Origin of the sequence: Lysinibacillus sp. C5.1 (assembly GCF_016350185.1) — a bacterium.
Classification (GTDB): Bacteria; Bacillota; Bacilli; order Bacillales_A; family Planococcaceae; genus Lysinibacillus; species Lysinibacillus sphaericus.
The window spans coordinates 4293695-4313504 of sequence record NZ_CP066226.1; the positions used below are offsets into that span (position 1 = coordinate 4293695).

The following is a 19810-nucleotide window of genomic DNA, read 5'->3' on the forward strand; positions in this document are numbered from 1 at the left end:
TCTCTCCTCGACTATTTATGCAATACTAACAATCATGATGGAAAATAAGCCAAGCCCTATTACCCTTTATAGACTTTTTTGCTAATTGTTAATTTATCAATAATTTCTAAATTCGGCTGATAGCCAATTCCGATGCTCTGTGGCACACGAATATGCCCATCTTCCACTACGATTTCGGGTGTTACAATATCCTCGTACCAATAATGGCTAGAACCTGCGGTATCACCCGGTAGAACAAAATTAGAAAGCGCTGTTAAAGCGATATTATGTGCTCGTCCGATTCCCGCTTCTAACATGCCCCCACACCAAACAGGAATAGCATGTTGTTGGCAATAGTCATGTATTTTTTTGGCTTCTGTTATGCCGCCTACACGTCCAATTTTAAGATTAATTACACCGCAGCTACCTAGCTCAATTGCTTTCCTTGCATCCTCTAGTGATGTAATGCTTTCATCTAAGCAGATTGGTGTTTTCAACTGTTTTTGAAGCTTGGCATGATCGATAATATCGTCTGCTGCAAGTGGTTGCTCAATCATTAGCAGATTAAATGCATCCAACTGTTGTAACACTTCAATGTCATTTAATGTATACGCTGAGTTTGCATCCGCCATTAAAGGCAGATTAGGAAATGCAGCACGAATAGCACGAATGACTTCGACATCGTAGCCCGGTTTTATTTTTACTTTTACCCGTTTATAGCCTTTTTCCACATAGACCTTTATTAGCTCTAATAGCTTATCCGTACTAGATTGAATACCTACACTAATGCCTACATCAATAAGATCCTTGCTTCCACCTAATGCATGTGCAAGAGATTGCTTTGTTTGCTGAGCATAAATGTCCCACACTGCACCTTCAATCGAGGCTTTAGCCATACCATTACGCCGAATAGTGGCGAACAAGGCACTAACCTCATCCGGATGTGCAATGTCTTTATGTAGCAAAGCGGGCATTAAAAAGTCCTCTAACATATGCCACGTCGTTTTTAGTGTTTCCTCTGTATACCACGGTGCTACAAAAGCAACTGTCTCACCCCATCCAATCGTACCACTTGCATCCTTCACCTCTAAAAGCAATAGCTCTTTTTCAGCAACAGTACCAAAGCTCGTTGTGAACGGTGCTTTCATTGGCATTTTTAAATGTCTAATTGTAATCTCTTCTATTCTCACAAACGTCACTCCTTATCCATCATTATAAAGCCAATAAAGAGCGTCTGACCAACAGATAAAAATGAACATATTCTTTATGCTTTTTCACACGAACGATTGCATATTCTTGCTCAAAAAAGGTTGTTAAAATGGTACGCATCTTATAACGCCAATCTTCTGCTAATTTAGGACTCTCTACTTTCATCTTTTGCAAATGCTGTGGAATTGGTACTAAATAAGCATCCTTATAAAATTGTTGCTTACTATCGAATTCACCCTCTTTATCGAGCACAGGCAATCCGTCGACTGTCAACGTCCACGATGTTATTTGTTCTGCCACTTCTTCTAGCTCATCTAAACTATCGTCTGCATGATTGCGCTCAATCCACCATTCGACTGCAATCCTGTTCGAAGGTAGTCCATCATTAAAATCGTCTTGCAGTGGCCCATAATAATCTACCTCATACTGATCACTAAAAGCACTAAGCTTTAAAAACGATAAATTTGCTAAGCGCGCTTCTAATGGATCAATTAACCAACGAACTAGTTGAAATCCATTCTCTCGTGCATACTCTTGTTGAGCATGCTTCAATAGTTCTCCTACACCTTGTTCACGATATGTTTTTTCAACACCAATCATGTGTGAGTGTAAATACATTTTTCCGTCCAAATAGCCTACAAAGCAGTAATTAAAACCAATTAGCCGACTTTCAAGAAAAGCACCAAGCAATAATCCACCGTTTTGTACAGCCGCTAACATTTGATGCGATGGAATTGCTTGACTCCCCCAAATTTCAGCATTTAAGTATTGCACCTCAGCAATCTCCGCAGGTGTCATCATTTTTTTAATAACAACGTTTTTTAACATGTTCTGATGCCTCCTTTATGGTTCTAGTTTTAATGCTCCTAATACAGCGTTTGTAAGAATTTCCACTCCTGTTACAAGTCTTGCCTGTTTAAATTTCATTTTTGGATGATGTAACCCTGGTGTTAATCCGCAACCTAGACCAAGCATAGTTGATTTTAAGTGCGGACGTTGCACCGCATAATGGTGAAAATCCTCTCCTCCTGGGGTATGTACAGGCTTACGTAAATTAGACAGGCCAGCAGCCTTTACAATAGCTTGTTCCATAATATATTGAGCCGTCGTATCTACCTCAGCAGCAACAATATTAGCAACTGTCTGTAATTCAATTTGCACTTTATGCAATATTTTTGAAGAATCGATTACACGCTTGACACCTAAAGCGAGTGTCTCCATGACATCGTTACGTTGTGCCCTGATATCAATTGTAAAGGCAGCTCTTCCCGGAATAATATTGCCCGAATCTCCTCCAGCTTGAAATTTTGTCATCTTAATAGAGACAGGCACCATTGGATCTGTATGAATAGTGCGTAAATCCTCTATTATCGTTGCCCCAACTTCAATTGCATTAACACCAAGATGCGGTCTTGCTGCATGGGCGTCCTCACCTATAATTTCCCCTTCAAGTAAACGGGATGCGCCGTGATACAACGCTGCACAGTATGTACCATCTTCAAGCTCATGGACAGGTCTTAAATGGACGCCAAATAAATAATCTAAATCATCAATAATACCTTCTTTTAGAACAGCTAGTGCGCCCGTTCCTTTTTCTTCAGCTGGCTGAAAAATAACACGTACTGTTCCTTTTAATAACTGAGATTGCTCTTTCAAAAGTAAGAGTGCACCAATTGCCATTGTCATATGACCATCATGCCCACAGGAATGATTCGCTCTAAACTCACCATCTACTTCTTGCCATAATGCATCTATATCCGTACGTAAGCCCACTTTTGGATTTCCCTTGCCGATATCAACATAAAGCCCTGTACAATTTTTAAAGCGTTGTGGGGAAAATCCTTCACGCGTCAACAAATCAACAATATAATTTGTTGTCTCTACCTCTTTCCAGCTTATTTCTGGGTGTGCATGTAAATACGTGAAAATCTCCATTAATCTTGGCCTCAAACGATCCAATGCTTCTTTCATGACAACCAACCCCTTAAAATTGTTACTAGTAAGATTATTATAACGAAAAATAGTCCTATTCTACAGAAAATTAAATTATCTTCTAGCTAATAGACTACACAAAAGACAAAAAAGATGCGTAGTAATGCCTTTTAGTTTTGTAACAACTAACGATGTGCCCATGGAAAGCACCACCGTAGCGGACAACAACGCCATAACAAAAAAGTGCTAGATTGATGGCAGTCAATCTAACACTTTTCTCTATTATCCCAGCATATTCAACTAATTAATGCCTCGCATCGCTTTAGAAATAATCGGTGAAAGTACTAATAAGAGTATGCCAATAAGAATTGACAATGATCCTAAAAATCCGAAATATGTGAATTCACTTACAACCTCGTATACCTTAACAAGTTGAGCGTTAATCGCTTGAGCCGCAGCACTAGTTAAAAACCACAGTGACATTGTTTGTGCAGCAAAAGCTTGTGGAGCTAATTTCGTTGTTGCAGACAGACCTACAGGAGATAATAATAATTCCCCAACTACTACTAAAAAGAATGATAATACTAACCACAACGGACTAACTAAAGCTTGTCCACCAGATAGATGTGCTGGAATCATCATCACTAAAAATGATAGTCCTGCAAAAAATAGTGAATAAGAAAATTTACGTGGTGTGGATGGTTGCTTATCGCCCCATTTTAGCCATAACATCGCAAATAGTGGTGATAATGTAATAACAAATAAAGGATTTAATGATTGGAACCAAGATGATTCCAACTGGAAGCCACCAAGATTTAATTGTGTACGCTCATCTGCATACGTCGCAAGGATTGTTGCACCTTGCTCTTGAATAGCCCAAAACATAACTGCCGCTAAAAACAGCGGAATGTATGCCAGAAGACGAGATTTCTCATCTTTCGTTGTTTTCTCACTGCGGTACATATAAATAAAGAAAGCTGTTGGAATAAGTACACCAAGTATAGTAATAAGTAAACTAAAGACATTCATTGTTAGGACACCAGTTTTAATGCCGATACCACCTAAGACAAGAATAACTAGCGCTACAATAGCAATTTGGGTAAAGACTTTTTTACGTTCTTCTGGTTTTAACGGGTTATTTACTTGTAAGCCCGCTAATCCTAGATATTTTTTCTCTGTTACTTTAAAAACAATTAAACCAATTAACATACCAACGGCTGCTAAACTAAAGCCTAAATGGAAGCTATACTTTTGTCCAATTGTTCCGACAATAAACGGCGCAATGAATGCACCCATATTAATGCCCATATAGAAAATCGAGAATCCTGCATCACGACGACTATCTGTTTCAGCATAAATATCCCCTACAATACTTGAGACATTCGGTTTTAATAAACCAGTACCGATAACAATAAACGCCATCGACGCAAATAACATTGTCACACCGCCAGGGAATGCTAGCAGGAAGTGACCAATCATAATTAATACGCCACCATAAAAAATCGTTTTACGTGTACCTAAAAGTCGATCGGCTATCCAGCCACCAATAATACCCGACATATAAACAAGGGAACCATATATGGCCATAATGGAGTTCGCTGTACCGCGATCAAGACCTAATCCACCTTCATTTAATTCATAATACATGAAGAAAATTAGAATCGCTCGCATCCCGTAGTATGAAAAACGTTCCCAAAATTCTGTGAAAAATAATGTAAAGAGCCCCTTAGGGTGTCCGACAAAACCATTTTGAGGGACGGATTTTACAATTTCATCTTTAGTAGACATAACAATATCCTCTCCCATTTTATTATTCCTTAAAAATATTATTACCCATTAGTAAGGATAAAAAACTATGTTTCATCATACTAAAGCGTTTTTATCACTTTATCAAGAGTTTTAAAAAATGTTGAAAATTTATCAGTTTTCTCTATATTCAGATTGATTAGTTGATATTTTCTTAAATATATTGAAATATCTACGTTTTCGCACTTTTTGCTTTATCAAAAAAATAAAATATAAATATAATATTTTAAAATACTATATAATCAGAAAATAATTTATTTATTGCAAATAAAAAAATCAATGGCGAGAGTCACCATTGATTGTAATTTTTTCAAAGCCCATTTTTTCCAATTACTGTGAGTTATCGCAAGGTACATGGCGACCTTATCTCAACACACAAGCTTTATTCTGTTATATGTGTCATTTCCATAGAAATAAGCTAGGCAACTTTTCTAGCTACGTGTTGGCTTACTTATATTTTAACTCTATGTTATTTAACAACAAAATGTTGATATTTTGCATAATCGGCTTCTTTTACTTCAAGCTTTAATAATGTGCCCGCTTCTTCATATGCCGTTTCATAAATCGTCGCATTTTCATTTAAATAAGAAACAATATTTCCTTGCTCATATGGAATAAGCATTTTACAAGTTACATAATCGGAAAAAATATGCTGACGTATTATTTGTAAAAGTTCATCTAAACCATTGCCTTGCTTAGCAGAAATCCAAATATTGTCCCCACTGATAACAGGGTACGGCACATTTGCTAAGTCCGCTTTATTATATACATAAATAGTAGGGATTCCTTCCACTCCAACCGCCTTTAACGTTTCATTTGTAACATCCATCATAAAGCCATGTTCTGCATTTGAAACATCCACAACGTGGAGCAATAAATCTGCATCCCGCGCTTCTTCTAATGTAGAACGAAACGCTTTTACTAGATGATGCGGTAACTTACTAACAAAGCCAACTGTATCTGTTAATAAAAAAGATTTCTTATCGTGTAATTCAATATAACGGACAGACGTTTCGAGTGTAGCAAATAGCATATCCTTCTCAAATACTTGTTTATGATCCTCTTGTCCAATTTTAGCAAGGAGCTGGTTCATAATCGTTGATTTACCAGCATTCGTATAGCCCACAATGGATACAACAGGTACAGCATTTTTTCTTCTTTGTTTTCGTTGGGTTTCTCGTTGCTCCTTTACTTGCTCGAGTTCTTTTTTTATTTTAGAAATTTGATCTTCAATTTTTCGTCGATCTAACTCAAGTTTGGTCTCACCTGCTCCACGGTTTTTAAAACCGCCACCAGTACCACCACCTTGTCGGCTTAGGGAAGCATGTAAACCGACTAAACGTGGAAGCATATATTGAAGTTGCGCCAGCTCAACTTGCATTTGTGCTTCACGTGTTTTGGCACGGCGTCCAAAAATATCTAAAATTAACATCGTCCGATCAATGACTTTCGTCTCTAAATCGCGCTCTAAATTACGGATTTGTGAAGGTGATAATTCATCATTAAAAATCACAAGATTAGCTTGTGCTTCTTCATAAAAACTTTTTATCTCTTCGATTTTACCTGTCCCGACATAATGAGATGGTGTGACTCGCTCTAAATTTTGCGTGACGATACCTACCACTTCCACATTTAAAGCTTCAGCTAAATTTGTAAGCTCCTCCATCGAATACTCAAAATGCTTATCATTACGTAAATTAACACCAACTAATATGGCCTTTTCTAACAATACATCTACTTCTTTCAATTTATCCATTCACAATCCTCCCACCAACGCCTTGGTGTTGCTACAACAAATTTTCTTCATCTTACCATATAATGCCCTAAACTGTGTCTTTTAGTCGGCAAAGATTCCTTCCACCGCAGCGTTATTTATACACATACTTCAACGTCGAATCATCAAAAATAGTCTGCTCATTATAAAAAAACAAATGCGCCCTAGACTAGAAAATTGGGCGCATGCTTTAATGTAGATAAACTATGTTTAATTAGAAATAAGTAAACTAACTTTAGCTTACTCTTATCAACTTATCCACGCTCTTTCTTTAACAATGTTTCAGTACGATCGAATTCTTCCTCGATTTCTGCATTTCTCTTATAAGTCACCATACTTACAACAACGGCTACTATTAAACAAACAAGGAATCCTGGCACGATTTCGTATAAAGTAGTTGAAAGCAGCTTTATTTTACCCCATATAAAGGCTGTTGCCGCACCCGTCACCATTCCACTGAGCGCTCCATAATTCGTCAATTTCTTCCAATATAATGATAGTAAAATAATTGGACCGAACGCAGCCCCGAAGCCAGCCCAAGCAAACCCTACTAAATTTAAAATGGAATTTTCAGGGTTCCAAGCTAATATTGCTGCAATTACGGCTACTACTAAAACTGCCATACGCCCAATAAACACATAATGTTTATCGTTTGCTGTTTTATTAAATAACGCCTTGTAAATATCTTCAACGAGAGCTGAAGAAGTGACAATTAATTGCGATGAAATGGTACTCATAATTGCAGCTAGAATAGCAGCCAACATAATACCCGCGATAAATGGATGGAATAAAATTTGACCAAGTACAATAAAGACCGTTTCAGCGTCTTTTAATTCCCCTGCATTTTGTTGATAGTACGCTACACCTACTAATGCAGTTGCAAGGGCACCAATAAGACTTAAAATCATCCAACCAATACCGATGCGACGAGCCTGTTTCGTTTCCTTTACAGAACTAATCGCCATAAAACGCACGATTATATGTGGTTGCCCAAAGTATCCTAACCCCCATGCAAGCGATGAAATAATCGCTGCAGCTGTCGCTGATGCTGGTAATAAACTTAAATGTTCTGGGTTTACCGTTTTAATGGATTCTACTGTTTCACTAAGACCACCCGTTAAAAATAGCCCAAATAAAGGTACTGTAATCAGTGCTAAAAACATAATAAGACCTTGTAAAAAGTCCGTATAACTCACCGCTAGGAAACCACCAAACAATGTATAAGCAACAACTACGCCTGATACAATCAATAAACCTGTATGATATTCGTAGCCAAATGAGCTGTCAAAAAACTTACCGCCAGCTACCATACCTGAGGAAACATAGAATGTGAAAAACAATAGAATAATGAGTCCTGAAGCAATTCTGATTAATCTTGTATGATCACGTAAGCGATTATCTAAATAACTCGGTATTGTAATTGAGTCATTTGAAACTTGCGTATAAACCCGTAATCTTGGTGCGACAAACATCCAATTCAAATAAGCTCCTATTGTTAACCCGATGGCGATCCATGCTTCAACAAGTCCTGAAGCATAAATTGCCCCCGGAAGCCCCATTAAAAGCCAACCTGACATATCTGCCGCACCTGCACTCAACGCTGTAACAGCAGGCCCTAAGGATCGACCACCTAGCATATAATCTGTTAAATTTGAAGTTTTAACGAATGCATACCACCCGATTCCGAGCATGACAATCATATAAATGATAATAGCGATTAGCTGATAAGTATTATCTGACATAAGCATTCCTCCTTTTGAACATTATTTTGTAGCATAGAATACTTTTCACTATTAATATACCGTAAAATGTTCAAAAACAAAAATCCATTTTCTGAATATTCGATTTACCGATTATTTGAAATGAAAAACAACGTGAAGAAAATTGTGTTACACTAATGCCATCTATTACACAACAAAGAAGGCGAAACTAATGACATTTGAAGAAATGAAAACACTGCTTCTAGACCAAATTTCCCAACAACAACTCGTTGCGGCTACAATTAGTCAACCACGAATGAAATCTAATGAAATAAAGCGTATAAAACTAAAGCCCATCATGTTGAAAGAAGCTTATCATATACAAATTGAATACCAATATGAGCGTATTTTAAAACATGAGAATGTCCTATTAGCCGATTTCCCGCCTAAACTTGAACTATTCTTTGCTGACTTCCGTCAAGCACATATCGACTTTAAAGAAGAAAAAGTACACGTGCAACTATCGAAAAAAAATAAAGTTTTATGGAAATCAGATAAAGCCGCTACTCCGAAGCAAGTAAACTTATCACATAATCGTAAGAAAAACTATTTACTTGATGAGTCCACGCCTTATCCTTTTTTAATTCGTTTAGGTGTACAAAGCGAAGAAGGAAAAGTAAAAAAACAAAAATACGATAAATTCAAGCAAATTAATCGCTTCATTGAATTTATCGACGATGCCTTAGCCTATTTACCCAAAAATCGCCAAGTCCGTATTTTAGATTTTGGTTCAGGAAAATCCTATTTGACGTTTGCCTTGTATCATTACTTAAAAATTGAAAAAGGGTTGGATATTCGCGTTACTGGCTTAGATTTAAAAAAAGAGGTAATCGAGGAATGCTCTCATATTGCACAAGATTTAGGCTACGAGCAACTTGAATTTTTAGTTGGGGATATTAATGATTATAACGATGAATCGAATGTAGACATGGTCGTAACTCTACACGCGTGTGATGTTGCAACAGATATGGCATTATCACGCGCAGTGAAATGGGGCGCAAGTGTCATATTAAGTGTCCCTTGTTGTCAACATGAGCTAAACCGTCAACTTGATACACCGGAACTCGATGTCATGTTACAGCATGGCCTTGTCCGCGAACGTTTTGCAGCTCTCGCGACTGATTCCATTCGCGCTGAGATTTTATCACTTGTTGGTTATGAAGCACAGTTGTTGGAATTTATTGATATGGAGAACACACCAAAAAACATTCTAATTCGCGCTTATTATACTGGCAAAAAGCCGAGCGCACAACAACGCGCTAAGTATGATGCCTTTGTAACCCTGTTGAATGCAAAGCCATTTTTAGCAAATGAACTAACATCTTATTTGTAAATTATGAAAACCCGAGGCGCATTATGTGCCTCGGGTTCTTTTTATAACTCTTGTCGTAATGCTTGAATAACATCTATCTTCGTTGCTTTACGAGCTGGTCGGTAGCCTGAAATCATCGCCACACCAATACTGATGGCAGACGCAATGATAACAAGTTGCCATGGGATAAGTGAAAATGTAATATCTGACGAACTAAAAGCATCTTCACCTGTCGCCGCTTTTAAAATTAACGGTAAAACTGCATTTGCTGTAAAGCTAATGACATATGAAATAATAACTGCAATAACGGTACCTAAAATACCAATAAATGTGCTTTCCATTAAAAAGAGTCGTTGAATCAACTTTGGACTAGCGCCAATTGCCTTCAATACCCCAATCTCACGTGTACGCTCTGTAACCGCCATTGTCATCGTATTGAATATCCCAATAGAGGCGATTAACACTGCAATTGTCCCAACAAAAATTAAACCAATTTTCAACACAAGGAAAAATACATCCATTTGATCCAATTGTTCCGTCACAGAGAACACGCTATAGCCCTTGTCTTTTAACTTTTCTAAAATAGGCTTAACATTTTCTAGACTATTCGCATAAATATTGAATTCCGTATTAAATACTTCATCTACTGCTACTTTATCTAATGCTGCAAGGGTACTTCCTATCGCTGCTTTTTGCGCTGAATCCATATAGACTGTATTGTCAATCATCCAATCATAAGAAGGTTTTTTTGTCACACCAACTATTGTATATTTCACCTTTTCAGTTTCAGACGCTCCATTGGAATTGGAAGCTAAAGATAATTCAATTTCTTTACCAATTAAAGATTTTTTATATCCTTCTTCACTACCATCATAGTATGTGCCTTCTATTTCAGCCTTTTTGTTTTTTTCTTTAATGACATCTCGTTCTGCATCATTTAATAATGTTTGAGCAAAATGGTATCCTACAATAATCTCATTTGGCTTTGTTGGGAACTTCCCTTTTGCAAGTTTCCCAGTTACACTTTTAAAATCTGACATAGTCGTTATAACTAGACTTGAATTTGTATCACGATCTTCAAAATATGAGTGCGCACTTGCATTAACTGTACTCGTTTCAAGTACTGTTTTAACATGCTCGATAGACTTGATTTCATCTTTCTGTTGCTCTGTAAATTGTGAGCCATCATATACTTGAATTTTAGTTATATTTTCATCTGATAGTATCTCGTTACGAATTGAATCCTGTAGCCCAAACCCTACGGATGCAAGGACAATTAAAAATGCACAACCCATTGTTGCAGCCAGCACGGTCATAAATACGCGTAATTTATTTTTCTTAATATGTTGGATAACAAAATCCAATTGGTCTTTCCATATCATGTTATTCATCCTCCTTCACAAGCTCGCCGTCATACATACGGAAACGACGATGAGCAATTGTTGCCACTTCTTCATCGTGCGTAATAATGACAAATGTTAAGCCTAGCTCACGATTTAAACTTTGAATAAGGAGTAAAATATCCTGCTCTGTTTCAGAGTCTAGACTCCCTGTTGGCTCGTCCGCTAGCAAAATAGGAGGATTGGTAATCAACGCTCTTGCAATACTTACACGTTGTTGCTGACCGCCTGATAATTCATTTGGGTAATGGTCGGCTACTGCCGATAATCCGACTTTGTCCATTAATTTTTTCACTTTTTCTTTACGAATAGCTTTGCTTGCACCTTGTAATTTCAAAGGTAACTCTATATTCTCAAATGCAGTTAAACCCGGCATAAGTTGAAAGTTTTGAAAGATAAATCCGAACTGGCGCAAACGAAACGCTGCACTTTCTGTTTCAGTGAGTTTCTCTGTCTGTTGCCCATTCACACGAATAGAGCCTTGTTCAGCTTTCATAAACCCGGCTAAAATTTGTAGCAATGTTGATTTTCCAGAGCCACTCTTGCCCACAATTGCGACAATCTCTCCTTTTTTCACTTCAAAATTTACGCCCTTTAATACAGGTACATGTTTTTCCTTACCCTTTTTCCCAATTAAAAATGTATGTTGTAAGTTCTCGACTTGAATCATTTTTGACTTGACGCCCCTTTCTCTTACTTCTCTATTGTAGAAAACAATTCTTAATATTAACGAAGGATAAAAATGAAGATATTCTTAAGAAAATAGGGAACACTAAGAAATGTTAAGATATCTATCTTTACAATTCCTTTACAATTCAAAATCAATCGCTTGTGAAAATGAGGTCTTCAAAAGAGGTTCCTCTGTACTAAACAGATTTTTAAAATTTATAAATTCTTTGTTATATAGGCATTTATACTGTATTAATATAAACAAACACACCCTAACACTTAATATTTGTGAACAAAATGTATATTACAGGATTGTAAAGTTTTGTGTAGGAAAGATAAATTTTATGTAGATAAACGTAAGATTTTGTTATGATAGTAAAGTTTAAAGGTCGTTTATTTTATCTATATCCAGGAGGATTCTATTTACATGCTTAACTCAAAAAAACAAGACCCTTTCTTTGTAGCATTGCATAAAATTGCTGAAAATATGAGAGAGGCCGTACATTACGCAAATGATTTTCGTATAACAAGTGTAGCTGACTTAAAAGAGATTAGCATTACAATGAAAAATTACGAAACAGCTGGCGATAAACTCATTCATGAACTAATCGTAATGCTAAACAAATCATTTATGACACCGATCGAACGAGAAGATATTTTAGAATTCGCTATTCGTATGGACGATGTGTTAGATGGTACGGAGCATTGTATCGCCCACTTCGAAATGTTCTCCTTAACAGAAGTTGACGAATCAATGCGCATTTTCTTAGGCTATATTTCTAAAAGTGCCGACGAAATTGTTAAAGCAACTGAAGAGTTAAAGAAAAAGAATCTTATTGGCATGCGCCCACATGCCATTCTAATAAAAGACTATGAGCGTGAATGCGACGAAGTACAAAGAACTTCTATTAAGCAATTATTTTTAAATGAAAAAGATCCAATCCGCATCATTAAGTTTAAAGATATTTATGAACAACTTGAGGATATCGCTGATTATTGTCAAAACGTTGCCAACACAATGGAAACAATTATCATGCGTAACGCGTAACTAGGAGTGGGTCAAATACAATGAATACAATCATTATACTAACCGTATTGGTCGTCATCTTTGCCCTAACATTTGACTTTATTAATGGTTTCCATGATACAGCAAATGCTATCGCAACTTCGGTTTCCACAAGAGCATTACCCCCACGTGTTGCCATTATTATGGCAGCGACGATGAACTTTATCGGTGCTATTACTTTCGTGGGTGTCGCAAAAGCGCTAACAAAAGATATTGTCGATCCATTCTCTTTAAATGCTTTTGAAGGAGATACAACTGGTTCTGTCGTTATATTAGCCGCATTAATTTCAGCTATTATATGGAACCTACTTACTTGGTACTTTGGTATCCCATCAAGTTCTTCACATACATTAATCGGTTCAATTGCCGGCGCAGCAGTTGCTTCTGCAGGCTTTAGCGTCCTTAATTATGGCGGTTTTACAAAAATCATTATGGCATTAGTATTGTCACCACTCATTGCAATTTGTGCCGGCTTTCTTATGATGACGCTGTTTAAACTATGGTTTAAAAACTTAAATTTATATCGTACGAATAAAGGCTTCCGGACAATGCAAATTTTTACAGCGGCTATCCAATCGTTTACGCACGGTACAAATGATGCCCAAAAAGCAATGGGTATTATGACTATGGCGTTAATTGCAGGTGGCTTGCATACTGGGGATGAAATTCCTTTTTGGATTCGAGCAGCGGCTGCAACCGCTATGGGTCTTGGTACTTCTATTGGTGGCTATAAAATTATTAAAACGGTCGGCGGTAAAATTATGAAAATCCGTCCTGTAAATGGCGTTGCAGCTGACTTAGCTTCTGCTACTGTTATTTTCGGTGCGACATTAGTACACTTACCAGTATCCACAACACACGTTATTTCTTCATCCATCATGGGTGTTGGTTCAGCACAACGAGTTCGTGGTGTTAACTGGGGAATGGCACGAAAAATTGTAACCACTTGGATTATTACAATGCCAATATCAGCTGTAATGGCATCCGTTATATACTTTATATTATCTTTATTCTTTTAGAATTCACGGCACTCTCTGCTCCCAGAAAGTGCCGTTTTTTGGTGACAGGCACTCACACAATTCTCATACAATTCTCACGCCATTTACTGCGAGCAGGATTTTCTACTTTGTCACACGACAAAAAGTGACACATCCTTTACACTAGTTTAAAAGGGGGATGCTTTATCGTTATGAAAAATTTTTCAGCTTTTATCACTGCACATGCGAAAGCTATCGTTGCCATTTGGATTGTTATTTTTATCACAATGGCTGTGTTTGCTATACAGCTTCCTAGCAAACTGCATGGAGATGGCTTTTTTGTTGAAGCTGATCATACCTATGTCACAAATGAACTAGCCAAAACATTCGACTTACCTGCAGAAACAATCATGGTTGTTTTTGATCAAACAAGCAATCAAAAAATCGAAAACACTCTACAAAAGCTAGAGGACATTGAAGAAGTTCATTCCATTCAGTCACCATTGGATGATTCTACTTTACAAAAGAATGGCATTTCCTATGCCATGGTACATTTTAAAAATAACATTGATAATTTGCCAGCTATCGTCAAAGAGGTTCGTGCTTTAGTTGAAGAAGAAGGTATCAGTGTGACAGGTGGCCCTGTGATTTCGGAGGATATTAATGAAGCCAGCCAAAAGGACTTAGCATCCGCTGAAGCCATTGGTTTACCAATCGCTATTGTTGTGCTATTACTTGCTTTTGGTACTGTTGTAGCTGCGATTTTACCAATTTTAATCGGAGTTGTTACCGTTGTCACAGCATTCGGGCTGTTGACGTTACTAAGTGGTAGCGTTAATTTATCCATTTTTGTGTTAAATATTGTACCAATGCTTGGACTTGCCCTTAGTATTGATTTCGCTCTGCTATTTATTAATCGCTATCGTGAAGAGCGTAACCATTCTAGCATTGCCGAAGCTATACAAATTGCTATCCAAACAGCCGGTCGTTCTATTATTTTTTCTGCTGTTTGTGTCATGATTGGTCTTGGTGCCATGATTGTCATTGATGTAGAAATCTTCCGCAATATTGCCTTAGGTGGCACAATTGTCGTATTGTTCGCCGTGCTTTCAGGTCTCACTTTATTACCTGCGACAATGATGGTGTTAGGAGATCGCCTAAATAAATGGCGCATATTACGTGTAAAGCCAGGTGGCACGAATCGTTGGCACAGTTTTGCCGGCTTTGTTATGAAGCGACCTGTATCCATTGTTATTGTTGCTTTATTGTTACTTGGTATCGGGATGATTCCGTTAAAGGATATTAAACTTGCTATACCTCAAGTAGATTCTTTACCACCCAAATACGATGCCCGAGCAGCTTACGATAAATTGGATGAAACGTTTGGGCTTGGTGATACATCCGTTTTGTATTTACTTGCTGAACGCCAAGATGGCTGGGAGAACGAGCAAGGACGCAAGCTACTTTTTGATATACAAGAAAAACTGCTTAACGATCCGCTCGTTGATGAAGTCTCAACGATTTATACAGCAGCCCAAATGAAATCACCAGAGGAATTAACAGCTTCCTTGAAAACGCCACAAGTGGCAGAACAATTAAAACCAATCATTAATACCTTTTCAAAGGATACACAGCTATTTATTCCGATTACATTAAATGTAGCTGGTTCGTCCTCCGCTGCACAACAATTCGCCAGAACGTGGATGGACAAGGATTTAAATGTTGACTTCAAACTAGGTGGACAAGGGAAATTTAATCAAGAAATTTTTGATGAAATTGCTAGTAAAATAATATTTGCGGTTTCAATCATTATCGTGTCAACGTTCTTTATTTTAATGCTTGCCTTCCGTTCCATTTTAATTCCTCTCAAGGCAATCATTATGAATATAATCGGGTTATCTTCAGCGTTCGGCATACTGGTTTATATTTTCCAATATGGGCATTTTGGAATAGAGGCTGGAACAATCGTCCTTATTATTCCAGTTATCGTATTTTGCCTTGTCTTCGGTTTAAGTATGGACTATGAAGTATTTTTAATCTCTCGCATACAGGAAGAATATCAAAAAGGTGCAGATAATACACGTGCAACAGTGGATGGGCTAACATCTACTAGCCGTATCATTACATCTGCTGCACTTATTATGATTGTTATTACAGGGGCATTTGCTTTTACTGATGTCATGCCTGTAAAGCAAATCGGTGTTGGTATTGCGATTGCCATCGCGATTGACGCGACCATTATTCGCCTTATGCTGGTACCGAGCCTTATGAAGCTATTTGGTGATTGGAACTGGTGGCTACCATTTGCTAAGAAAAAGTAATGATACACACAAAAAATCCGAGAACATATAGTTACATTGTTCTCGGATTTTACGTTTAAAAATTTTGTTGATACCACGCTCTTGCCGCTTCTACTTCCGGCATTGTGAGCTGATGTCCGTAGTTAAACCATGCTGTCGTTACATGAGCACCCGCTTTCGATAACAGCGACTCCAAATCTTCTGATTCTTGTGCAGTACACATCGGATCATTGGTTCCTGCTGCTATAAATACCGGAATATTAGGAAGCGCAGGTAGTTCGATGCCACGTCTTGGCACCATTGGATGATGTAAAATTGCCCCTGCCAATGCATCTTCAAAGTGGAATAATAAACTTGCAGCAATGTTTGCCCCATTTGAATAACCAATCGCTACAATGCGCGTACGATCAAAACCATACTCCTCTGCTGCTGTTACCAAAAAGCTTTGTAATTCTTGTGTACGGAAGATTAAATCTTCTATATCAAAAACACCTTCAGCTAAGCGACGGAAAAAACGAGGCATACCGTTTTCTAATACATTACCTCGTACACTTAAAATATTGGCTGTTGCATCAATTTCCTTTGCAAGACTGATTAAAGAATGCTCATCCCCACCTGTACCATGTAATAACAATAAGGTTGGCTTGGTTTCATCTGTACCTTTATGAAATAAATGTTGCATAAACCCATCACCTTTCAATTATCTTGAATTCGAGATAATTGTAGCCTGTGGTAATATTAAATTCAAACTTTTTGACTTATTTATTTCACGATTCTCACTATTTGGCTGTTCTTGATTATTTTTATAAAAATTTTGAATCGTAAAAACTGAAAATAAACATGCAATGACTAAAACAACAATTACAATACCTACCAATTTTTTACCACTCATGTCGTTTCCCCCATATTACTTAGTTCTTTTTACGAAAGCCTTCTTCTAGTAAGTATTCTTTTGCAGCATCATATGTGCCAAAGGCTTCTTCTAAATTTTCTCGATGATAAACATTCCAAGAACGTTGCTCAAACGCAAGCTCTAATTGATCGCCTTCACGATTACGCCAAGTTTCAATAATAGGTTCTTCCGCTTCTTGTTCCTCACCTAAATAAGTAATGGCATCTTCAATAATGGCACGCAACTGGTGCTCATCATAATCGCGAATATTGACTAGTCCTTTACCATTTGCTTCATTTTCGTAGCGCAATAAATCTCCTACAAAGACAAAACCATTGCCATTTGGGTGCAATTTTTCTACGACAATCGTCTTTTCAAACAAACTGTCCATATAATGATAATTCACTCGTTTCATCGAAATTTCTTTTTTCGTTAATTCGGAAAACGATTCAATTATCGCTTGTTTTTGTTCAAATGTTAGCATATATATGCTCCTTTTCTTTCATTGTAAATACAAGTATAGCTTATTTTCTACATAAATTAACAGATAGACATAAAATGCTCATAAACATAACTTCAATTCATTTCGAAGTTATCTTTATGAGCGTAAAGCATACATCATGCTATATGCCATACATACCGATGGCCATTTTCTAATCGTTATTCATGGCTGGTGACTTTACTATCGATTGTACATTGCACTTTTGGCAAAGCCAATAACATCCGCCACATACAGCTCACGATACGGCACAAATTGTGCCGTACTGACAGGACGCACGAGTCGAGCTCGTTGCCCATCAGGGAAATATTCATACCCCTCAATATTTAGCGTGCCAGTTTTCCCTAAAAAGAATGCTTCCGCTTCATCAAGCTGTGCTCGAACAACACCCGAAACTTCCTCATATTGCAGCTCAAATGCATCCCAATTATCTTCAAACGGGTACAAATAGACATGACAAAATTCATTATCTATCATATTTTCAGATACGATGCTACAAGATGTCATCCCCATTTTGACGATGTCTTGAATATTAATTGTTAACCCTAATTCTTCTTTAACTTCACGGATGCCTGCTTCCACTGTCTCAACTGCTAGTAAATGCCCTGCTGCTGTTATATCTAGCAGCCCTGGATAATCCTTCTTTTGCCCACTACGGATTTGGAAATAAATATAGTTCTCGTTGACAAGCCAGCAGTGAAATGTCTCATGCCACAAGCCCTTCTCATGTACTTCTGCTCGTGTTGCCGTTCCAATTTGTTCATGCTGCTCATTAAAAACTTTAACAATTTCTTGTTCCACTTTTTATTCGACCCCTATACTGACTTCGTAGCCTTTTTCTTTATCGCATTTCGTTCATCATAAATATTCGAAACAATTACCTTTAGTACCGCATAGAATGGTACGGCAATAATAATCCCAATAAAGCCTGCTATATTACCGGCTGCTAAAATAATCGTAATAACTGTTAACGGATGGATATCAAGCGATTTCCCCATAACATTCGGTGTAATAAAGTTACTATCAATCTGCTGTGCAATAAGTGTAACGACGCTTACCCACACAACAAGCATCGGATCTTGAATTACGGCTACAATAACTGCTGGTGCAAGAGCAATCCACGGTCCAATAAACGGAATCATATTCATAAAGAAGGCAAAAATCACAAGCAATAATGAATACTCTAAGCCAATTATTAAATACCCAACATACATAATAAGTGCTAGTAAAAAACTGATTTGTAGTTGCCCTTGAATATAGCTACGTAATACATCATCTATCTCACTCAATGTCTTTTTAATCCATTCACGACGCTCACCAGTAAAATATTTATAAATGGAAGGCGCAAATTTCTCATGGTCCTTCAACATGAAAATGAAGAAAAATGGAATTAAAATCGCTAGTAAAGAAACTGACACCAGTGATTGGATAAATGATACAAGCCATTTACTTGCTACCACCGCAATGTCCTGTACAGAATTAGCAAGATAATCAATAAAATCTTTTAATTGTGGTGGGAAATTATCTTTATTTTTGAATACATAATCAGCGGCCTCTTGAATGCTTGAACTAATCATCGGTGCATTTTTTGCCAAATTATTAAGCTGGGTAGCAATCGGATTACCAATAATCCAACCAAAGCCGACCACTATGGCAATCAGTCCAACGACAATTGTTAAAATACTCGACCACCTTGGCCATCTACGCTTTTCTAAAAAACGTTGAATTGGCTCGGTCACATAATACAACACACCCCCAAGTAGTAACGGCACAAAAATCGCTTTTAAAATCATAGCAAGCGGTGTGAAAATCCAATGAATCTCTATAAAATATTTAAGTATTAGTAAAACTAGTAAAATCCCTATACCTACCTGGAACCATACCTTCCTCGTCACTTTCTTCACTTCCTTTTATCACAGTTACTGAAAATACTACTTATATATTAACCATTTCGCAAGTATCCTAGTATCGATTACATAGATAACAAGCAAAAAAACAACTTATCTTGGACAATTTTTATAGAAAACATATTCTTGCTTTTGCAATAAATAAAAAATTAGAAGGGTTCACTAGTTGTTGGTAGCGAAGGAGGTGACTCCTGCTCAGAACGCACACAGCGTAAGACGCGGACAATAACGGCGTAGCAAAAAAGTGTTAGATTGATTGCAATCAATCTAACACTTGCTAATTTCTTATAGAGCCACTATATTAGCTCTGCACAGTTTCTATCTAACA

17 protein-coding genes are annotated in these 19810 nt (G+C 37.3%); 4 read left to right on the plus strand and 13 right to left on the minus strand.

Annotated features, from left to right (window positions below):
• Nucleotides 1-59: 59 nt before the first annotated feature.
• The 6 genes from menC to putP all read right to left on the minus strand — a co-directional run bounded on the left by menC (nt 60) and on the right by putP (nt 8442).
• Entirely contained in the window at nt 60-1169 is a 1110-nt protein-coding gene (gene menC, locus I5435_RS21105; RefSeq protein WP_337982924.1) for an o-succinylbenzoate synthase, read from the minus strand.
• A gap of 22 nt (nt 1170-1191) precedes the next feature.
• Entirely contained in the window at nt 1192-2016 is an 825-nt protein-coding gene (locus tag I5435_RS21110) for a GNAT family N-acetyltransferase (protein WP_337982925.1), read from the minus strand.
• A 15-nt stretch (nt 2017-2031) separates the two neighbouring features.
• On the minus strand, nt 2032-3159 hold the full coding sequence (locus tag I5435_RS21115; protein ID WP_024361374.1) for a M20 peptidase aminoacylase family protein: 1128 nt from the start codon (nt 3157-3159) through the stop codon (nt 2032-2034).
• 261 nt (nt 3160-3420) lie between these two features.
• Nucleotides 3421-4908: a peptide MFS transporter gene (locus I5435_RS21120; RefSeq protein WP_024361375.1), complete on the minus strand. Its 1488-nt coding sequence runs from the start codon at nt 4906-4908 to the stop codon at nt 3421-3423.
• 487 nt (nt 4909-5395) lie between these two features.
• Complete coding sequence (gene hflX / locus I5435_RS21125) at nt 5396-6682, minus strand: GTPase HflX (RefSeq protein WP_024361376.1); 1287 nt, start codon at nt 6680-6682, stop codon at nt 5396-5398.
• A 272-nt stretch (nt 6683-6954) separates the two neighbouring features.
• On the minus strand, nt 6955-8442 hold the full coding sequence (gene putP / locus I5435_RS21130) for a sodium/proline symporter PutP (RefSeq protein ID WP_258842185.1): 1488 nt from the start codon (nt 8440-8442) through the stop codon (nt 6955-6957).
• A gap of 190 nt (nt 8443-8632) precedes the next feature.
• On the opposite strand from putP, the gene I5435_RS21135 reads away from it, so the two are divergent.
• On the plus strand, nt 8633-9793 hold the full coding sequence (locus I5435_RS21135) for a class I SAM-dependent methyltransferase (RefSeq protein WP_258842186.1): 1161 nt from the start codon (nt 8633-8635) through the stop codon (nt 9791-9793).
• 41 nt (nt 9794-9834) lie between these two features.
• Here the strand turns inward: I5435_RS21135 and I5435_RS21140 are convergent, their stop codons facing one another.
• A complete protein-coding gene (locus I5435_RS21140; RefSeq protein WP_024361379.1) occupies nt 9835-11154 on the minus strand; it encodes an ABC transporter permease in 1320 nt (439 codons plus the stop codon).
• A gap of 1 nt (nt 11155) precedes the next feature.
• Nucleotides 11156-11842: an ABC transporter ATP-binding protein gene (locus I5435_RS21145; RefSeq protein ID WP_024361380.1), complete on the minus strand. Its 687-nt coding sequence runs from the start codon at nt 11840-11842 to the stop codon at nt 11156-11158.
• Nucleotides 11843-12268: 426 nt separating this feature from the next.
• On the opposite strand from I5435_RS21145, the gene I5435_RS21150 reads away from it, so the two are divergent.
• The 3 genes from I5435_RS21150 to I5435_RS21160 all read left to right on the plus strand — a co-directional run bounded on the left by I5435_RS21150 (nt 12269) and on the right by I5435_RS21160 (nt 16205).
• The gene (locus I5435_RS21150; RefSeq protein WP_024361381.1) at nt 12269-12889 is read left to right on the plus strand and encodes a DUF47 domain-containing protein; all 621 of its coding nucleotides are present in this window, start codon (nt 12269-12271) and stop codon (nt 12887-12889) included.
• Between the two features lie 20 nt (nt 12890-12909).
• Nucleotides 12910-13926: an inorganic phosphate transporter gene (locus I5435_RS21155; protein WP_024361382.1), complete on the plus strand. Its 1017-nt coding sequence runs from the start codon at nt 12910-12912 to the stop codon at nt 13924-13926.
• Nucleotides 13927-14096: 170 nt separating this feature from the next.
• Nucleotides 14097-16205, plus strand: coding sequence for an MMPL family transporter (locus I5435_RS21160; protein WP_231785233.1), 2109 nt, complete (start codon nt 14097-14099; stop codon nt 16203-16205).
• A 55-nt stretch (nt 16206-16260) separates the two neighbouring features.
• Here I5435_RS21160 and I5435_RS21165 read toward each other — a convergent pair whose 3' ends face one another.
• The 5 genes from I5435_RS21165 to I5435_RS21185 all read right to left on the minus strand — a co-directional run bounded on the left by I5435_RS21165 (nt 16261) and on the right by I5435_RS21185 (nt 19470).
• A complete protein-coding gene (locus I5435_RS21165; RefSeq protein WP_025220738.1) occupies nt 16261-16866 on the minus strand; it encodes an alpha/beta hydrolase in 606 nt (201 codons plus the stop codon).
• A gap of 18 nt (nt 16867-16884) precedes the next feature.
• Complete coding sequence (locus I5435_RS21170) at nt 16885-17076, minus strand: hypothetical protein (RefSeq protein ID WP_024361385.1); 192 nt, start codon at nt 17074-17076, stop codon at nt 16885-16887.
• A gap of 19 nt (nt 17077-17095) precedes the next feature.
• The gene (locus I5435_RS21175; protein ID WP_337982926.1) at nt 17096-17560 is read right to left on the minus strand and encodes a hypothetical protein; all 465 of its coding nucleotides are present in this window, start codon (nt 17558-17560) and stop codon (nt 17096-17098) included.
• 198 nt (nt 17561-17758) lie between these two features.
• Complete coding sequence (locus I5435_RS21180; RefSeq protein ID WP_024361387.1) at nt 17759-18376, minus strand: NUDIX hydrolase; 618 nt, start codon at nt 18374-18376, stop codon at nt 17759-17761.
• Between the two features lie 14 nt (nt 18377-18390).
• Entirely contained in the window at nt 18391-19470 is a 1080-nt protein-coding gene (locus I5435_RS21185; protein ID WP_024361388.1) for an AI-2E family transporter, read from the minus strand.
• Between the last annotated feature and the right edge of the window lie 340 nt (nt 19471-19810).

Excerpts from the sequence above, each read along its gene's own strand:
- I5435_RS21175 (WP_337982926.1), bottom strand. The coding sequence starts at position 17,560 with ATGCTAACATTTGAACAAAAACAAGCGATAATTGAATCGTTTTCCGAA.
- I5435_RS21140 (WP_024361379.1), bottom strand. The coding sequence starts at position 11,154 with ATGATATGGAAAGACCAATTGGATTTTGTTATCCAACATATTAAGAAA.
- I5435_RS21160 (WP_231785233.1), top strand. The coding sequence starts at position 14,097 with ATGAAAAATTTTTCAGCTTTTATCACTGCACATGCGAAAGCTATCGTT.
- I5435_RS21150 (WP_024361381.1), top strand. The coding sequence starts at position 12,269 with ATGCTTAACTCAAAAAAACAAGACCCTTTCTTTGTAGCATTGCATAAA.
- I5435_RS21170 (WP_024361385.1), bottom strand. The coding sequence starts at position 17,076 with ATGAGTGGTAAAAAATTGGTAGGTATTGTAATTGTTGTTTTAGTCATT.
- I5435_RS21165 (WP_025220738.1), bottom strand. The coding sequence starts at position 16,866 with ATGCAACATTTATTTCATAAAGGTACAGATGAAACCAAGCCAACCTTA.
- I5435_RS21145 (WP_024361380.1), bottom strand. The coding sequence starts at position 11,842 with ATGATTCAAGTCGAGAACTTACAACATACATTTTTAATTGGGAAAAAG.
- I5435_RS21155 (WP_024361382.1), top strand. The coding sequence starts at position 12,910 with ATGAATACAATCATTATACTAACCGTATTGGTCGTCATCTTTGCCCTA.
- putP (WP_258842185.1), bottom strand. The coding sequence starts at position 8,442 with ATGTCAGATAATACTTATCAGCTAATCGCTATTATCATTTATATGATT.
- hflX (WP_024361376.1), bottom strand. The coding sequence starts at position 6,682 with ATGGATAAATTGAAAGAAGTAGATGTATTGTTAGAAAAGGCCATATTA.
- I5435_RS21110 (WP_337982925.1), bottom strand. The coding sequence starts at position 2,016 with ATGTTAAAAAACGTTGTTATTAAAAAAATGATGACACCTGCGGAGATT.
- I5435_RS21135 (WP_258842186.1), top strand. The coding sequence starts at position 8,633 with ATGACATTTGAAGAAATGAAAACACTGCTTCTAGACCAAATTTCCCAA.
- I5435_RS21115 (WP_024361374.1), bottom strand. The coding sequence starts at position 3,159 with ATGAAAGAAGCATTGGATCGTTTGAGGCCAAGATTAATGGAGATTTTC.
- I5435_RS21120 (WP_024361375.1), bottom strand. The coding sequence starts at position 4,908 with ATGTCTACTAAAGATGAAATTGTAAAATCCGTCCCTCAAAATGGTTTT.